The 13,958-nt window shown below is 74.8% G+C and carries 13 protein-coding genes, 1 tRNA gene and 1 other RNA gene; 10 read left to right on the forward strand and 5 right to left on the reverse strand.

What is annotated here, in order from left to right; translation table 11 throughout:
* Window positions 1–12 precede the first annotated feature (12 nt).
* On the forward strand, window positions 13–621 hold the full coding sequence (locus K353_RS12845; RefSeq protein WP_111553724.1) for a DNA-binding response regulator: 609 nt from the start codon (window positions 13–15) through the stop codon (window positions 619–621).
* A gap of 20 nt (window positions 622–641) precedes the next feature.
* Here K353_RS12845 and K353_RS36525 read toward each other — a convergent pair whose 3' ends face one another.
* The 4 genes from K353_RS36525 to K353_RS12865 form a co-directional block, all read right to left on the reverse strand.
* Window positions 642–2,738: a histidine kinase gene (locus K353_RS36525; RefSeq protein WP_146616454.1), complete on the reverse strand. Its 2,097-nt coding sequence runs from the start codon at window positions 2,736–2,738 to the stop codon at window positions 642–644.
* Between the two features lie 212 nt (window positions 2,739–2,950).
* Window positions 2,951–3,217 carry a Txe/YoeB family addiction module toxin gene (locus K353_RS12855; RefSeq protein ID WP_111553726.1) on the reverse strand — a complete coding sequence of 89 codons (267 nt, stop codon included), beginning with the start codon at window positions 3,215–3,217 and terminating at the stop codon, window positions 2,951–2,953.
* Window positions 3,214–3,492, reverse strand: a complete 279-nt coding sequence (locus K353_RS12860) for a type II toxin-antitoxin system Phd/YefM family antitoxin (RefSeq protein ID WP_199528082.1) — start codon at window positions 3,490–3,492, stop codon at window positions 3,214–3,216. The genes K353_RS12855 and K353_RS12860 overlap by 4 nt, the downstream gene beginning before the upstream one ends.
* Window positions 3,493–3,824: 332 nt before the next feature.
* Window positions 3,825–3,909, reverse strand: a tRNA-Ser gene (locus K353_RS12865).
* A gap of 131 nt (window positions 3,910–4,040) precedes the next feature.
* Here K353_RS12865 and ffs point away from each other — a divergent pair.
* The 8 genes from ffs (at window position 4,041) to K353_RS12905 (ending at window position 11,944) form a co-directional block, all read left to right on the forward strand.
* An RNA gene (ffs, locus tag K353_RS12870) (signal recognition particle sRNA small type) lies at window positions 4,041–4,131 on the forward strand.
* A 65-nt stretch (window positions 4,132–4,196) separates the two neighbouring features.
* On the forward strand, window positions 4,197–6,377 hold the full coding sequence (locus K353_RS12875) for a DNA polymerase III subunit gamma and tau (RefSeq protein WP_111553728.1): 2,181 nt from the start codon (window positions 4,197–4,199) through the stop codon (window positions 6,375–6,377).
* A 200-nt stretch (window positions 6,378–6,577) separates the two neighbouring features.
* Window positions 6,578–6,892: a YbaB/EbfC family nucleoid-associated protein gene (locus K353_RS12880; RefSeq protein WP_370447598.1), complete on the forward strand. Its 315-nt coding sequence runs from the start codon at window positions 6,578–6,580 to the stop codon at window positions 6,890–6,892.
* A gap of 318 nt (window positions 6,893–7,210) precedes the next feature.
* Window positions 7,211–7,810, forward strand: coding sequence for a recombination mediator RecR (gene recR / locus K353_RS12885; RefSeq protein ID WP_100838613.1), 600 nt, complete (start codon window positions 7,211–7,213; stop codon window positions 7,808–7,810).
* Window positions 7,803–8,474, forward strand: a complete 672-nt coding sequence (locus K353_RS12890) for a DUF5063 domain-containing protein (RefSeq protein ID WP_111553729.1) — start codon at window positions 7,803–7,805, stop codon at window positions 8,472–8,474. Before recR ends, K353_RS12890 begins: the two co-directional genes overlap by 8 nt.
* A 260-nt stretch (window positions 8,475–8,734) precedes the next feature.
* Entirely contained in the window at window positions 8,735–10,018 is a 1,284-nt protein-coding gene (locus K353_RS12895) for an aspartate kinase (RefSeq protein WP_111553730.1), read from the forward strand.
* 203 nt (window positions 10,019–10,221) lie between these two features.
* Window positions 10,222–10,800: a SigE family RNA polymerase sigma factor gene (locus tag K353_RS12900; protein WP_370447595.1), complete on the forward strand. Its 579-nt coding sequence runs from the start codon at window positions 10,222–10,224 to the stop codon at window positions 10,798–10,800.
* The gene (locus K353_RS12905) at window positions 10,793–11,944 is read left to right on the forward strand and encodes a hypothetical protein (protein WP_111553731.1); all 1,152 of its coding nucleotides are present in this window, start codon (window positions 10,793–10,795) and stop codon (window positions 11,942–11,944) included. The genes K353_RS12900 and K353_RS12905 overlap by 8 nt, the downstream gene beginning before the upstream one ends.
* 103 nt (window positions 11,945–12,047) lie before the next feature.
* Here the strand turns inward: K353_RS12905 and K353_RS12910 are convergent, their stop codons facing one another.
* Complete coding sequence (locus K353_RS12910) at window positions 12,048–12,806, reverse strand: SDR family oxidoreductase (RefSeq protein ID WP_111553732.1); 759 nt, start codon at window positions 12,804–12,806, stop codon at window positions 12,048–12,050.
* Between the two features lie 189 nt (window positions 12,807–12,995).
* Here K353_RS12910 and K353_RS12915 point away from each other — a divergent pair, with 189 nt between their 5' ends.
* Window positions 12,996–13,835: a helix-turn-helix transcriptional regulator gene (locus tag K353_RS12915; RefSeq protein WP_111553733.1), complete on the forward strand. Its 840-nt coding sequence runs from the start codon at window positions 12,996–12,998 to the stop codon at window positions 13,833–13,835.
* The last annotated feature ends 123 nt before the right edge of the window (window positions 13,836–13,958 follow it).

Below are 13,958 nucleotides of genomic sequence, written 5' to 3' on the forward strand. Positions count from 1 at the left end.
TAGGGTCGGGCCGTGATCAGACTCCTGCTGGCCGAGGACCAGCACGTGGTGCGCGGGGCACTGGTGGCCCTCCTCGGGCTGGAACCCGACCTGGAGGTCGTCGCGGAGACGGACTCGGCGGACGACGTGCTGCCCCGGGCCCGGGTCTTCCACCCCGACGTGGCGGTCCTGGACATCGAGATGCCGGGTCGGACGGACGGCCTCCAGGCGGCCGCCGCGCTGAAGGAGGAACTGCCGGCCTGCCGGACGCTGGTGCTGACCTCACTGGGCCGACCCGGGCTGCTCCGCCGGGCCCTGGACGCGAAGGTCGACGGCTTCCTGCTGAAGACCGCGCCGCCCGCCGAACTGGTCGCGGCCATCCGCCGGGTGGCGGCCGGAGGAAGGGTGCTGGACCCGGCCCTGGCCGTCGCCGCCTGGGACCTGGCGGACAACCCGCTCACCCCCCGCGAGAACGACGTCCTGCGCGAACTGGCCGGCGGCGCCGAGCCGCCCGAGATCGCCGCCCGCCTGCACCTGTCCACCGGCACGGTGCGCAACGTCCTGACCGCGGTCGTCGGCAAGCTGAACGCCCGCAACCGCACGGACGCCGTCAGGATCGCCCGCGAAACCGGCTGGCTCTGACCGCCGCCGGCCCCCGCGGCTCAACGCGGCGGCACCTCGGCCCGCAGCAGGTACCAGCCGTCGTCCGGCCCGGCGGCCAGGGTGCCGCCCGCCCCGGCCAGCCGGACCGCCAACCCGCCGATCCCGGAGCCGGGCACGGTGACGTCCGCCCCGGCGCCGTCGTTCTCCACCTCCAGCCGCACCGCCTCCCCGGCCGCCGAGACGGCGATCCGCACGTACCGGGCCCGGCTGTGCCGCAGGACGTTGGTGACGGCCTCGCGCAGCACCACAGCCAGCACGGCCCCCGCCGCGTCCGGTACCGGCCCGTCCTCCAGCTCCACGGTGATCCCGGCGGCCTCCAGCACCGCCGCCGCCGAAGCCAGTTCGGCGCCGAAGGACAGCCGGGGGCCGTCGGCGGCCACCGCCCCCAGCTCGGCCCGGCCGCGCTCGGCCAGCCGCACGATGTCCGCCAGCTCGGCCCGGCAGCGGACCGGATCGGCGTCCGCCAGCCGCCGGGCCAGCTCGGCCTTGAGCAGGATCGCGGTCAGACCGTGCCCGAGCAGGTCGTGCAGGTCCCGGGCGGCGCGCAGCCGCTCGGCGACGACGGCGGCCCGGGCCCGCCCGTCCGCCGTCCGTTCCAGCTCCCGCACCAGCCGGACCAGCCGGAGCACCGCGTACACCACCACGCAGGTGATCAGCACGCTCACGGCGGTCAGCGCCACCGTGGCCGCGCCGCCGCCACCGACGGCCCCGGCGGACACCGCCACCGCGCCGGCCAGCGCCGCGCCCGCGCGCAGCGGCAGGGCGATCAGCAGCGAACCGGCCAGGATGCCGGCCGCGCCGATCCAGTTCCGACCCAGCCAGGGGAGCGGTAGCAGCGCCAGCACCGCGGAGGCGAGCAGCGCGGCGCGGGCGTGCCGCGTCGCGTCCCGGATCGAGAAGCGGACCTGGAAGGCGCAGAAGACCGCCGCGCATCCCGCCCCGAGGAGCAGCCGGGGGCCGGGGACGAACATCAACGCCCTGGCGCAGAACACGGCGAGCACGAACCAGTACAGGCCGAGGGCGGTACGCAGCTCCGGCGGGTCCACGGCGGGCGAGGCCGGCGTCGCGGGCACCGACGCCTCCACCGCGAAGCGCCCGTCGGCCTCCAGCCCCGCCGCCAGTCGGCCGCCGACCGCGCGCACCCGCCCCGCCAGGTCGTCGAGCAGGTCCGCGCCGAGCGCCGCCGTCGGCACGCCGTCGCTGACCACCCGCAGCACCACCCGCCCGGCCCGTTCCTCGGTCGAGACCTCGCACCGTCGGGCGTCCCCGACCCGCACCACCGCGGTGACCGCCTCCCGCAGCACCGTCGCCAACACCGTCCCGGCCGGGCCCAGCGGCTCCCGGTGCCCGATCCGCAGCTCGGCCGCGACGCCCGCCGAACCCAGCAGGGCGCGGGCGCTCGCCGCCTCCGGCGCCAGCGAGAGGCTGCGCAGCTCGGCGGCGGCGGCCCGGACCGCCGCCAGCGTCCGGCGGGCCACGCCGATCAACCCGTCCAGCGCCGCCGGATCCCGGCGCTCCGCCGCCGCCCGGATCGCGGCCATGCCCGGGTCCAACCCCCTCCCCATCGTGGACGCGATGCGCAGCCGCTCGCCGGTGACCGCGGAGGCCGCGAGTTCCAGCCGGGCGTCGTGGACCCGGCCCGCCAGCAGCGCCAGCGCGGTCACGGCGTAGAGCATGCCGCCGCCCAGGGCGACCGTCAGCAGCAGGTCGACGGCCTCCCGCACCCCCGGCGCCCGGACCGCCTCCACCAGCACCGCCCCCACCGCCAACACGGCCAGCAGCACCCGACGCCGCTCCACCAGCGACGAAGCCACCGGTAGGCACAGCAGACCGACCGAGACCCCGAGCGGCCCCACCGCGAGGAACCCGACCCCCACCTCCACGACCGCCCACCCGGCCCACCCGGCCCACCCGGGACGTTTCCGGGTGTGCCGCGACTGCAACCCCACCAGCCCGAGGCAGACCCCCACCACCACCGCCCCCACCACCGGCTCCGCAGCGGCCCGCCCGACCCCCCTCAACAGGTGGGCCAGCACCAGCGCCACCGCCACCGCCCCCACCAACCGCCGCCCCACCAGCCCGCGTCGCTTCCCCACCCGCGCATCGTAGGGGGCCCTCGATCAGGCGGAGGGTGCGGGATTCGAACCCGTGCGGGATTTCCCCCAACGCGCTTTCCCATTCGCCTCGATGTCGTTCACCGGGATCCGCGGCCGTCCTGAACAGCAGTGGAGCGAACCGTTGGACGGGGCTTGGACCCGGTTGGACCGGAGTGAACGAGATCAGAAGTGAGACCACGGGACCGCGCGTCCTACTTGCCGTAGTGGTAGCGACACGCGATGACGCACAAGGTGTCGGTCTGCTCCTCCAGGACGTAGACCAGGCGGTGTTCCTGGTCGATTCTGCGGAACCAGGCGCCGATGAGCTCGTGCCGCAGGGGTTCGGGCTTGCCGATGCCCTCGTTGCCGTTTCGGTGGATGTCGTCGATCAGCAGGTTGATGCGCTTGAGGAGTCGGCGGTCGTCCGCCTGCCAGGACAGGTAGTCGGCCCAGCCGTGTTCGGTGAACTGGACTTTCACGCGCCCTGCTCGGTGAGGTCCCCGGGGTCGATCAGTTCGTGGGTCGCCGTACGGCCTTCCCGGTACTCCCGCAGGGAGTGGCGAAGGTGCTCGGCATTGGCCGGGGACCGTAGGAGGTAATCGGTCTCGCGGAGCGAGGCGTACTCGGCCAGCGAGACGACGACCAGCGGCTCGTGGCCGGCGCGTGTGATGACGAGCTCTTCGGCGTCACTCTCGACGGCGTCCAGCGCGGCGGCGAGGTTGCCGCGGAGCTCGGTGGCACTCATCGTCTTCATGACGTACAGAATAACGTACGTCTAGCGAGTGCGCCGGGGTAGGTGGCGGGGGTCGAGCCATTGCTGCGGCCGAGAAGCCGGAAGCGATGGTGCTGGACGGCCGCACTGTCAGGGGCCGGGATGCGCCGGATGATGCGAACCTGCTCGTCGCGGGGGAGCGATGGCCGCCGAATCCGCCGCGCGTGAGTTCCGGCGCGACATCCTCCGGGAATCCGTACCGCGCTTCCGGCGTGCGGCCAGTGCGCGAGCGGAGCGGACGCGACACGACTGATGGCCGGGCCGAGGAACGCCGAAGGCCCGGACCGCAGTTGCGGTCCGGGCCTTCGATCAGGCGGAGGATACGAGATTCGAACTCGTGAGGGGTTGCCCCCAACACGCTTTCCAAGCGTGCGCCCTAGGCCTCTAGGCGAATCCTCCGTGGGAGAGCTTAGTACACGTGGAGGGGTGGTTGCGACCACGGTCTCGCAGGTGGGTGGTGGGGGTGGCCTGGGGATCGGAGTTGGGGGTGGGTGGGGGGAGTGGGGGTCGGGATCCGCTACTCTTGGGGCAGCCCCTCGCGTGGCGCTATCTCTCTGAACTCCCCCAGGGCCGGAAGGCAGCAAGGGTAGGAGGGCTCTGGCGGGTGCGCGAGGGGTCCTTGCGTTTCGTGGGTGTTGGCGGGTGGGCGGCGGCGTTTGTCGGTTGGTCCCGATATCTTCGAGGGTGTGTCCCTAGCCCTGTACCGCCGCTACCGCCCCGAGACCTTCGCGGAGGTCATCGGGCAGGAGCACGTGACCTCCCCCCTCCAGCAGGCCCTGCGCAACAACCGGGTCAACCACGCGTACCTGTTCAGCGGGCCGCGCGGGTGCGGGAAGACGACGAGCGCCCGCATCCTGGCCCGCTGCCTGAACTGCGAGCGGGGGCCGACCCCGGAGCCGTGCGGGGAGTGCCAGTCCTGCCAGGACCTGGCGACGGGCGGGCCGGGTTCGATCGACGTGATCGAGATCGACGCCGCCTCGCACGGTGGTGTGGACGACGCGCGCGATCTGCGGGAGCGGGCGTTCTTCGCGCCGGTGCACAGCCGCTACAAGATCTTCATCCTGGACGAGGCGCACATGGTGACCTCGGCCGGCTTCAACGCGCTGCTGAAGGTGGTGGAGGAGCCGCCGGAGCACCTGAAGTTCATCTTCGCGACCACCGAGCCGGAGAAGGTGATCGGGACGATCCGGTCCCGCACCCACCACTACCCGTTCCGCCTGGTGCCGCCGGGCACGCTGCGCGACTACCTGGCGCAGGTGTGCGGGCGGGAGGCCATCGAGGTCGAGGACGCGGTGTTCCCGCTGGTGGTGCGGGCCGGCGCCGGGTCGGTGCGCGACTCGATGTCGGTGATGGACCAGTTGCTGGCGGGCGCCGGCGAGGCCGGTGTGACGTACCGGATGGCGACGTCGCTGCTGGGCTACACGGACGCGGCGCTGCTGGACGAGGTGGTGGACGCCTTCGCGGCGCAGGACGGCGCGACGGTGTTCCAGGTGGTCGACCGGGTGGTCGAGGGCGGGCACGACCCGCGGCGGTTCGTGACGGACCTGCTGGAGCGGCTGCGCGACCTGGTGATCCTGGCCACGGTGCCGGACGCGGGGGAGAAGAGCCTGATCGACGCCCCGGCCGACCGGATCGCGATCATGCAGGCGCAGGCCGACCGCTTCGGCCCGGCCGAGCTGAGCCGCGCCGCGGACCTGGTGAACACCGGCCTGACCGAGATGCGCGGGAACGCCGCGCCCAGGCTGCAGCTGGAGCTGATCTGCGCCCGGGTGATGCTGCCCGGCGCGTATGGGGACGAGCTCTCGGTGCAGGCCCGGCTGGACAAGCTGGAGCGCCGCGCCGCGACGGGCGGTTTCGCCGCCCCGGTGGCGTTCCAGCCGATGGCCGCCGCGCCGGAGCCCCAGCCGCAGCAACAGCCCCAGCAGCAGCCGCAGCAGCAGGCCCCGGCGCCCGCAGCCGTCCAGCCCACGCCGGCTCCGCAGGCCCCGCAGACCCCGCAGGCCCCCGCACCGGCCGGTCCCGCTCCGGGCGCCTGGCCGATCCCGCGCAGCTTCTCGCCCGGTGAGCAGCCGCCGCAGCAGCAGGCGGCCGCCCCGGCCCCGATGGCCCCGGCTCCGGCTCCGGCGGCACCCGCGCCCGCGTCCGCCCCGGCCCCCGCGCCCGTCCAGCCGCCGATCGGCGTGCAGCCCTCGGTGGCGGCGCAGCAGGGCGCGGGCCAGATCCGGCAGATGTGGCCGCAGATCCTGGAGGCGGTGAAGAACCGCCGCCGGTTCACCTGGATCCTGCTGAGCCAGAACGGCCAGGTGGCCGGGTTCGACGGCAGCACCCTCCAGGTGTCGTTCGTGAACGCGGGCGCCCGGGACAGCTTCGTCGGCAGCCACAGCGACGAGGTGCTGCGGCAGGCGCTGACGGACGCGCTGGGCGTGGACTGGCGGGTGGAGTGCATCGTCGACCCGTCGGGCGCGACGAACCCGCCGGCCGGTCAGCCCGCGGCCCCGCCCGCCCCCGCGGCCGGCGGCTGGGGCGCCCCGGCCCCGCGCCCGGCCGCCCAGCCGCAGCCACCGCAGCCGCAGCCGCCGCAGCAGTGGTCGGCCCCCGCCCCGCAGGCCCCGGCTCCGGCCCCGGCCGCCCCGGTCCAGCAGGCGCCCGCCCCGGTGCCGGCCCCGTCCGCGCAGCCGCCGTCGCCGCAGCGGCAGCAGCCGCACCAGCCGCAGCCGGTGCAGGCCCCGCCCGCCGTGGCGCCGGAGGACGACGTCCCGGAGGAGGACGACCCGGACTTGAACGAGGACGTCTTCTCCGCCCAGGAGCTGATCGTCCGCGAGCTGGGCGCGACGGTGCTGGAGGAGATCCACCACCGCCCGAACTGACCGCCGCCCCGCGCCGCCCCGCCCCGCGCCGGGCAGGACGGCGGACGGCACCGCGGCCGGGAACTGACGTGGGGCCGACGGACGGCCGCGTAGGCTCGGGGGCGAGGTGCCGGCGCGGGCGGTTTCGGCCGGGCGCGCGCCGGTGTGTGCAGTGTCGACGGATCGAGGAGAGTCCCGTGTTCCCTGGTGGGCAGCCGAACATGCAGCAGCTGTTGAAGCAGGCGCAGAAGATGCAGGAGGACCTCGCCCGGGCGCAGCAGGAGCTGGCCGAGGCGAGGGTGTCCGGTTCCGCGGGCGGCGGCCTGGTGGAGGCGACGGCGACCGGTGCGGGCGAGCTGGTCGCGCTGACCATCTCCCCGGCGGCGGTCGACCCGGAGGACACCGAGACCCTGGCCGACCTGGTGGTGGCCGCGGTCCGCGACGCCGCCGCGGCGGCGCAGAAGCTGCAGGCCGAGCGGATGGGCCCGCTGACCCAGGGCCTGGGCGGCGGCGGTATCCCCGGCCTGCCGTTCTGACACCGGGGGCAGCTGCTCGTCCCCGGAGGGCATTCGGTCCGCTCCGGGGGGTATCCGTCTGCCGCCGACGGGGCACCCGCCCGGCAACCGCCCCTCCCGGCAGTCCCGTGGGCCCGCAGACCTGTAGGCCCGCGGACCCGCGGACCCGCCGGGGCGTGCACGCCGGGCGCACGGTCGGGGACCCCCGGTAACGGGTTGTGTGATTTATGGGCCAGTAGGGCGTCGGGCGGTGTGTCCGGTGCCCGATTCGTTGGATGATGGCACCGGAGAAGGCACCGGAGTGCGAACCCCGGACCCCGGTCGAAGGAAGGCGTGACGGTGTACGAGGGCGTGGTGCAGGACCTGATCGACGAACTGGGCAGACTGCCCGGGGTCGGTCCGAAGAGCGCCCAGCGGATCGCCTTCCACATCCTCCAGGCCGATCCGGTGGACGTGCGCCGGCTGGCGCACGCGCTCCAGCAGGTGAAGGAGAAGGTCCGGTTCTGCGCGGTCTGCGGCAATGTCGCGGAGTCCGAGCGGTGCCGGGTCTGCCTGGACCCGCGCCGCGACCTCGCGGTGATCTGCGTGGTGGAGGAGCCCAAGGACGTGGTGGCGATCGAGCGGACGCGCGAGTTCCGCGGTCGCTACCACGTGCTGGGCGGGGCGATCAGCCCGATCGAGGGGGTCGGCCCGGACGACCTGCGGATCCGCGAGCTGATGACCCGGCTCGCGGACGGCACGGTCACCGAGCTGATCCTGGCCACCGACCCCAACCTGGAGGGGGAGGCGACCGCGACCTACCTGGCCCGGCTGTGCAAGCCGATGGGCCTCAAGGTCACCCGGCTGGCGAGCGGACTGCCCGTCGGCGGGGACTTGGAGTACGCCGACGAGGTCACCCTCGGCCGGGCGTTCGAAGGGAGACGACTGCTCGATGTCTGACCGAACCGACACCTCTGAACTGTCCGGACTGCCGGGCCCGCTGGGCCGGACCGAGGCCCCGGACGACTTCGCGGTGCAGATCGCGGACTCGGTGGAGAGCTTCGTGCTGGCCGTCACCGAGGTCGCCAAGGGCGACGAGCCGGGCAGCGCGATCTCGCTGCTGCTGCTGGAGGTCTCCCAGCTGCTGCTGGCGGGCGGCCGGCTGGGCGCGATCGAGGACGTGCTGCCCGAGGACCGCTTCGAGCCGGACACCGGTCCGGAGCCGGACGGGGTGGAGCTGCGCGAGCGGCTCGCCGAGCTGCTGGCGCCGATCGACGTCTACCACGAGGTGTTCGACCCGTACGGTCCGCCGGAGAAGCCGAGCGCGTTCCGGATCTCGGACGACCTGGCGGGCGTGGTCAGCGAGCTGCGGCACGGGCTGACGCACTACCGCGAGGGCCGGGTCTCGGAGGCGCTGTGGTGGTGGCAGTTCTCCTACCTGTCCAACTGGGGCTCGACCTGCTCGGCGGTGCTGCGCGCGCTGCAGTCGCTGGTCGCGCACGTCCGGCTGGACTCGCCGCTGGGCGCGGTGCCGGACGGCGCGGACACCGACGACGACGGGCTGACGGACGAGCAGCTGGAGCAGCAGGCCGGCGACCTGATGGCGGCCGAACTCGGGCTGTAGGCCCACGCGGTCCGCGGGGGCCCGCCTCCGGGTGTTCCGGGTGTGACGCATCTGTCATCGGCACCCCGGAGGCGAAGATTCCGGGTGGCGGGCGGTGCCCGGGCGGCGATTCTTCGGGGCGGGCGGCCGGGACCCGCAGACCTGCCGGTCGGCGGTGACCAGAGTTCGATATCCGCATCTCACGATGCGGAAAGCGTCGGCCGGAGAACCCCTGCTCGTTAGACTGACCGCGACCTACCACCCCAAGTCGAGGAGCCCCCGTGGGCCTTGTCGTGCAGAAGTACGGCGGCTCATCCGTCGCGGATGCCGAAGGCATCAAGCGCGTCGCCCGCCGCATCGTGGACACCAGGAAGGCCGGCCACGAGGTCGTCGTCGTGGTCTCCGCGATGGGTGACACCACGGACGAACTCATCGAGCTCGCGGAACAGGTGACCCCTATTCCGTCCGGCCGCGAGTTCGACATGCTGCTGACCGCCGGAGAGCGCATCTCGATGGCGCTGCTGGCCATGGCGATCCGGACGCTGGGCTTCGACGCCCAGTCGTTCACCGGCAGCCAGGCCGGCGTGATCACCGACTCGACCCACAACAAGGCGCGCATCATCGACGTGACGCCGGGCCGGATCCGGGCCGCCCTGGACGAGGGCAACATCGCGATCGTGGCGGGCTTCCAGGGCGTGTCGCAGGTCTCCAAGGACATCACCACGCTGGGCCGCGGCGGCTCGGACACCACCGCGGTGGCGCTGGCGGCCGCGCTGGGCGCCGAGGTCTGCGAGATCTACACCGACGTGGACGGCGTGTTCACCGCCGACCCGCGGGTGGTCAAGAAGGCCCGCAAGATCGACTGGATCGCCTTCGAGGACATGCTGGAGCTGGCCTCGTCCGGCTCGAAGGTGCTGCTCGACCGCTGCGTCGAGTACGCGCGGCGCTACAACATCCCGATTCACGTACGATCGTCGTTCTCCGGTCTCCCGGGGACGATCGTCAGCGGCACCAACCCGAACCAGAAGCCCGAAGGGGGCGAGATGGAGCAGGCCATCATCTCCGGAGTCGCCCACGACACGTCGGAGGCCAAGGTCACCGTCGTGGGAGTGCCCGACAAGCCGGGCGAGGCGGCCCGGATCTTCCGCGCGATCGCGGACGCCGAGGTCAACATCGACATGGTCGTGCAGAACGTGTCGGCCGCGGCCACCGGCCTGACCGACATCTCCTTCACGCTGCCCACCCACGAGGGGCAGAAGGCCATCGAGGCGCTGAACCGGGTCAAGGAGGGCATCGGCTACGAGTCGCTGCGCTTCGACGACGCGATCGGCAAGATCTCGCTGGTCGGCGCCGGCATGCGCTCCAACCCGGGCGTCACGGCGACGTTCTTCGAGGCGCTCTCCGAGGCGGGCGTGAACATCGAGCTGATCTCCACCTCGGAGATCCGGATCTCGGTGGTCACCCGCGCGGAGGACGTGCCGGAGGCGGTCCGCGCCGTGCACACCGCGTTCGGCCTGGACAGCGAGAGCGACGAGGCGGTCGTCTACGGCGGCACCGGCCGCTGAGCCGGCGCGGCCCGTCCGGGTTCGCCGGATACCCACACCGCAACGGTTGTGTGCGGGACGGGTGAAGCGGACCAGGCCCGTCCGCCGGGTCTGCCAGAATCCCCCTTCGGAGCCAGTGCGCTCGGGAGGGGGATTCCTCTTCCCGCAAGAATGCCCCCGGGCCGGGGCAACCAGGACAGGGGATCGTGTGTCCAACCATCGTGATGAACGTGACCGGGGCGGCGGTGGCGGCCGCCCTGCCCGGGGCGGCCCGGCGGGGCGGTAGTCGGATGGGCTTTGCCGCGGCGGCAACGGACGCGACCGGGGCCAGCGTCGACCAGCTCACCGACACCTACCGGGCCCACTACCGCTCCCTGCTGAGGCTCGCCGCGCTGCTGCTGGACGACCTGTCCTCCTGCGAGGACGTCGTGCAGGAGGCGTTCATCCGGGTGCACGCCGCCCGGCGCCGGGTCCGCGACCCCGAGAAGACGCTCGCCTACCTGCGGCAGACCGTGGTCAACCTGTCCCGGTCGACCCTGCGCCGCCGCCTGCTGCCCAAGCCCATGCCTGACATGGCCAGTGCAGAAGAGGGGGCTTACGATGCGCTGGAGCGCGACGAACTCAAGGCCGCGCTCCGGGGGTTGCAACGCCGTCAGCGGGAGGTACTGGTGCTGCGCTACTACGCGGACCTGACGGAGGCTCAGGTCGCGGAGGTGCTCGGCATTTCCATCGGCTCGGTGAAGGCGTACGGGTCGCGCGGGCTCGCCGCCCTGCGGGTGCGGATGGAGCAGGGCGATGACTGAGGACGGTCCCGCCCGCCCCGAGGGCGGCCTCCCCGGGGGCGCGCCGAGCGAGGGCGGTCTCCCCGGGGGTGCGCCGGGCGGGCGCCTGACCGAGGACCGGCTCCGCGAGCGGCTGCACCGGGCCGTCGCCGCCGTCGAACCCGGACCCGGCGCGCTGCCCCGGCTGCGCGCCGCCGTACCGCGCCGCCGCGCCGTGCGCCGCCGCGCGGTGGGCGGGGCCGTGGTGCTGGCCGCCGCCATCGCCGCGCTGCCGGTGGTGAACGCCACCCAGCCGTTCAGCCTGTCCGGGGACTCCACCGGCGGGCCGGCCGCGCCCGGCCCCGGCAGCAGCCCGACCAGGACGCCCGACAGCCGGCCCGGCCACCCGCACACCACCGCCGCCCTGCCCCCCACCGGCCCGGCCGCGACCGGCCCCGGGGCCTCCGCCGACCCGTCCGCCGCCACCGGACCCGGCAGCTCGCCCGCCGCCGCACCGGCCTGCACCGGCACCGACCTCGGCCGGGCCGACGTCCAGCAGGCCGCCGCCGACCCGGTCAGCGGCAAGGTGTACGGCTGGTTCCGGCTGACCAACACCGGCACCCGCACCTGCCGGCTCCCCGGCCCCGGCACGCTCGCCCTGGGCACCGGGGCGAGCGGCGTCCGCCTGCTCGCGCACAGCGTCGGCGACCCGGCCGGCTCGCTGCCCGACCCGGCGGCGCTGCCCGCCGACGTCCTGCTCGGCGCGGGCGGCTCGTCCCTGGTGCGCTTCGCCTGGGTGCCCACCCGCTGCCCCACCGCCTCCGACTCGCCCACCGGCCCGGCCGGGCCGCCACAGCCCACCCCGGCCGCCAGCGGCGGCGCGCTGCCCGGCAGCGGCAGCGGCACCGACACCGCCGTCGCCGCCGCCGACCCGGCCCCCGGGCCGACCCAGGCCGCCGTCGCGGCCGACCCGACCCCGACCGCCGACCCGAGTTCCGGCGCGACCGCCGGCCCCCCGCCGGCCGTCGCCTTCGCGCTCGGCTACACCCCCGACCCGATCACCGCCGCGGCGGGCCGCCCGGTCGGCACCACGCTGCCGGCGGGCTGCGGCGGCACGGTCTACTGGACCGGTCCGGAGCCCGCCCCCGGCCCCGCCGGCCAGCCCTCGCCGAGCGCCACGCCCTGAGGCACCGGGACCTGAGGCGCCGGGGCCGTCCGGGCCGTCCGGGCCGCCCAGGTCGTCCGGGCCGTCCGGTGCGCACCGGGACCGGCGCCCCGGTGCGGAGCGGTCACGCCTGCCGGGTGGGCAGCACCACCAGCTGGCGCAGGTTCACGTGCCGGGGGCGGCTGGCCGCGTAGGCGACCAGGTCGGCGACGTCCGCGGCGGCGAGCGTGCCGATCGCGTCGAACATCTCGCCGAGCTGGCCGTCCGGGCCCAGCCCCGGGTTGTCGATGTGGGTGCCCAGCTCGGTGTCGGTCAGCCCGGGCTCGACGTTGGTGACCCGCACGTCGCGCGGGCCGTACTCGCTGCGCAGGGCGGCCGAGAGCTGGGTCAGCGCGGCCTTGGTGGCGCCGTAGACCGCGTAGTGAGGGAAGACCACGTCCGCGCCGATCGAGGAGATGTCGACCAGGTCGGCGGTGGCCCCGGCCGCCGCGGCGGCGACCAGGTCGGGGCCGAAGGCGCGGATCATCCGCAGCGCGCCGGTCAGGTTGGTGTCGATCATGCGGGACCACTCGTCGACCCGGCCGTCGCCGATCGGGTTCGGCAGCATCACGCCGGCCGCGTTGACCAGCAGGTCGACCCGGCCGAAGGCGTCGTGGACGAGCCGCCGCGCCGCGTCGACCGAGCCCTGGTCGGTGACGTCGGCGGCCACCGCGAGCGCCCGCGGCCCGAGTTCGGCGGCCAGCGCGGCCAGCCGGTCGGCCCGGCGGGCCAGCAGCGCGACCCGGACGCCGTCCGCGGCCAGCTGCCGGGCGATCGCCTCGCCGATGCCGCTGGCGGCGCCGGTGACGACCGCGGTCCGACCGTTCAGTGCGGGGTAACCCATGGGAATCGCTCTCCTCGAATCGAGTCCGTGCCTGCGTGCTGCGTGCTGCGTGTCTGCGTGCCTGCGTGCCGCGTCCTGCCGACGGGACGAGTCTGGTCGCGGACGGCGGGGCCACCCAGGGCGCTGTTCTTCCTGGGTCCGGGAGAACCACCTTCGCGGCGGCCGGCGCCCCGGACGTATCGTCGGGGCATGAGCGAACTGGGGGAGTTCCTGCGGCAGCGCCGGGGCCGGATCCGACCGTCCGACGTCGGCCTGCCGGAGCTGGGGCGGCGCCGCCGGGTGCCGGGGCTGCGCCGCGAGGAGGTCGCGCAGCTGGCGGGGGTGAGCGTCGACTACTACGTGCGGCTCGAACAGGGCCGGGGCGGCGGCGTCTCCGCGGAGGTGCTGGACGCGGTGGCCCGGGTGCTGCGGCTGGACGGCACCGAGCGCGGCCACCTGCACGCCCTGGCGCACCCGCCGCGCGGGGCGTCCCGGCGTCCGCCCCGGCAGGTCCGGCCGGGGCTGCGGCTGGTGCTGGACGCGCTGGCGACCCCGGCGTTCGCGCTCGGCCGCTGCATGGACGTCCCGGCCTGGAACGCCCCGGCCGACGCGGTGATCGGGTTCTCCGAACTGCCGCCCGGCGAACGCAACATGGCCCGGCACGCCTTCCTCACCGAGGCCGGTGGGCGGCTCTACCGGGACTTCGAGCGGGTCGCCGCCGAGACCGTCGCCCACCTGCGGCTGGACGCGGCCCGGCACCCCGACGACCCCGACCTGGCCGCGCTGCTGGCCGAACTGACCGCCGGGAGCCCGCTGTTCGCCGAGCTGTGGGCCCGGCACGGCGTCCGGGAGAAGGCGTCCGGGCACAAGCTGCTGTGCCACCCGCGGGCCGGGGAGCTGGACTTCGGGTACGAGACGCTGGCCCCGCCCGGCGAGCCGGGGCTGCTGCTGGTCGTCTACACCGTCGAGCCGGGCTCGGTGACGGCCGAGCGGCTGGCGGTGCTCACCGCGGCCGTGCCGTCGGGCCCGGGCCCGGCCCTCGGCCGCTGACCGAGGCCGTACCGCAGGCCGGGCCCGTCTCGATCCGATCCGATCCGGCCGGGCCCGTCTCGATTCGATCCGATCCGGCCCGTCTCGATCCGGCCCGGCCCGGCCCGCTGACCGCGCGGCCGT

It is taken from the genome of Kitasatospora sp. SolWspMP-SS2h, from assembly GCF_003259315.1.
Lineage (GTDB): Bacteria > Actinomycetota > Actinomycetes > Streptomycetales > Streptomycetaceae > Kitasatospora > Kitasatospora fiedleri.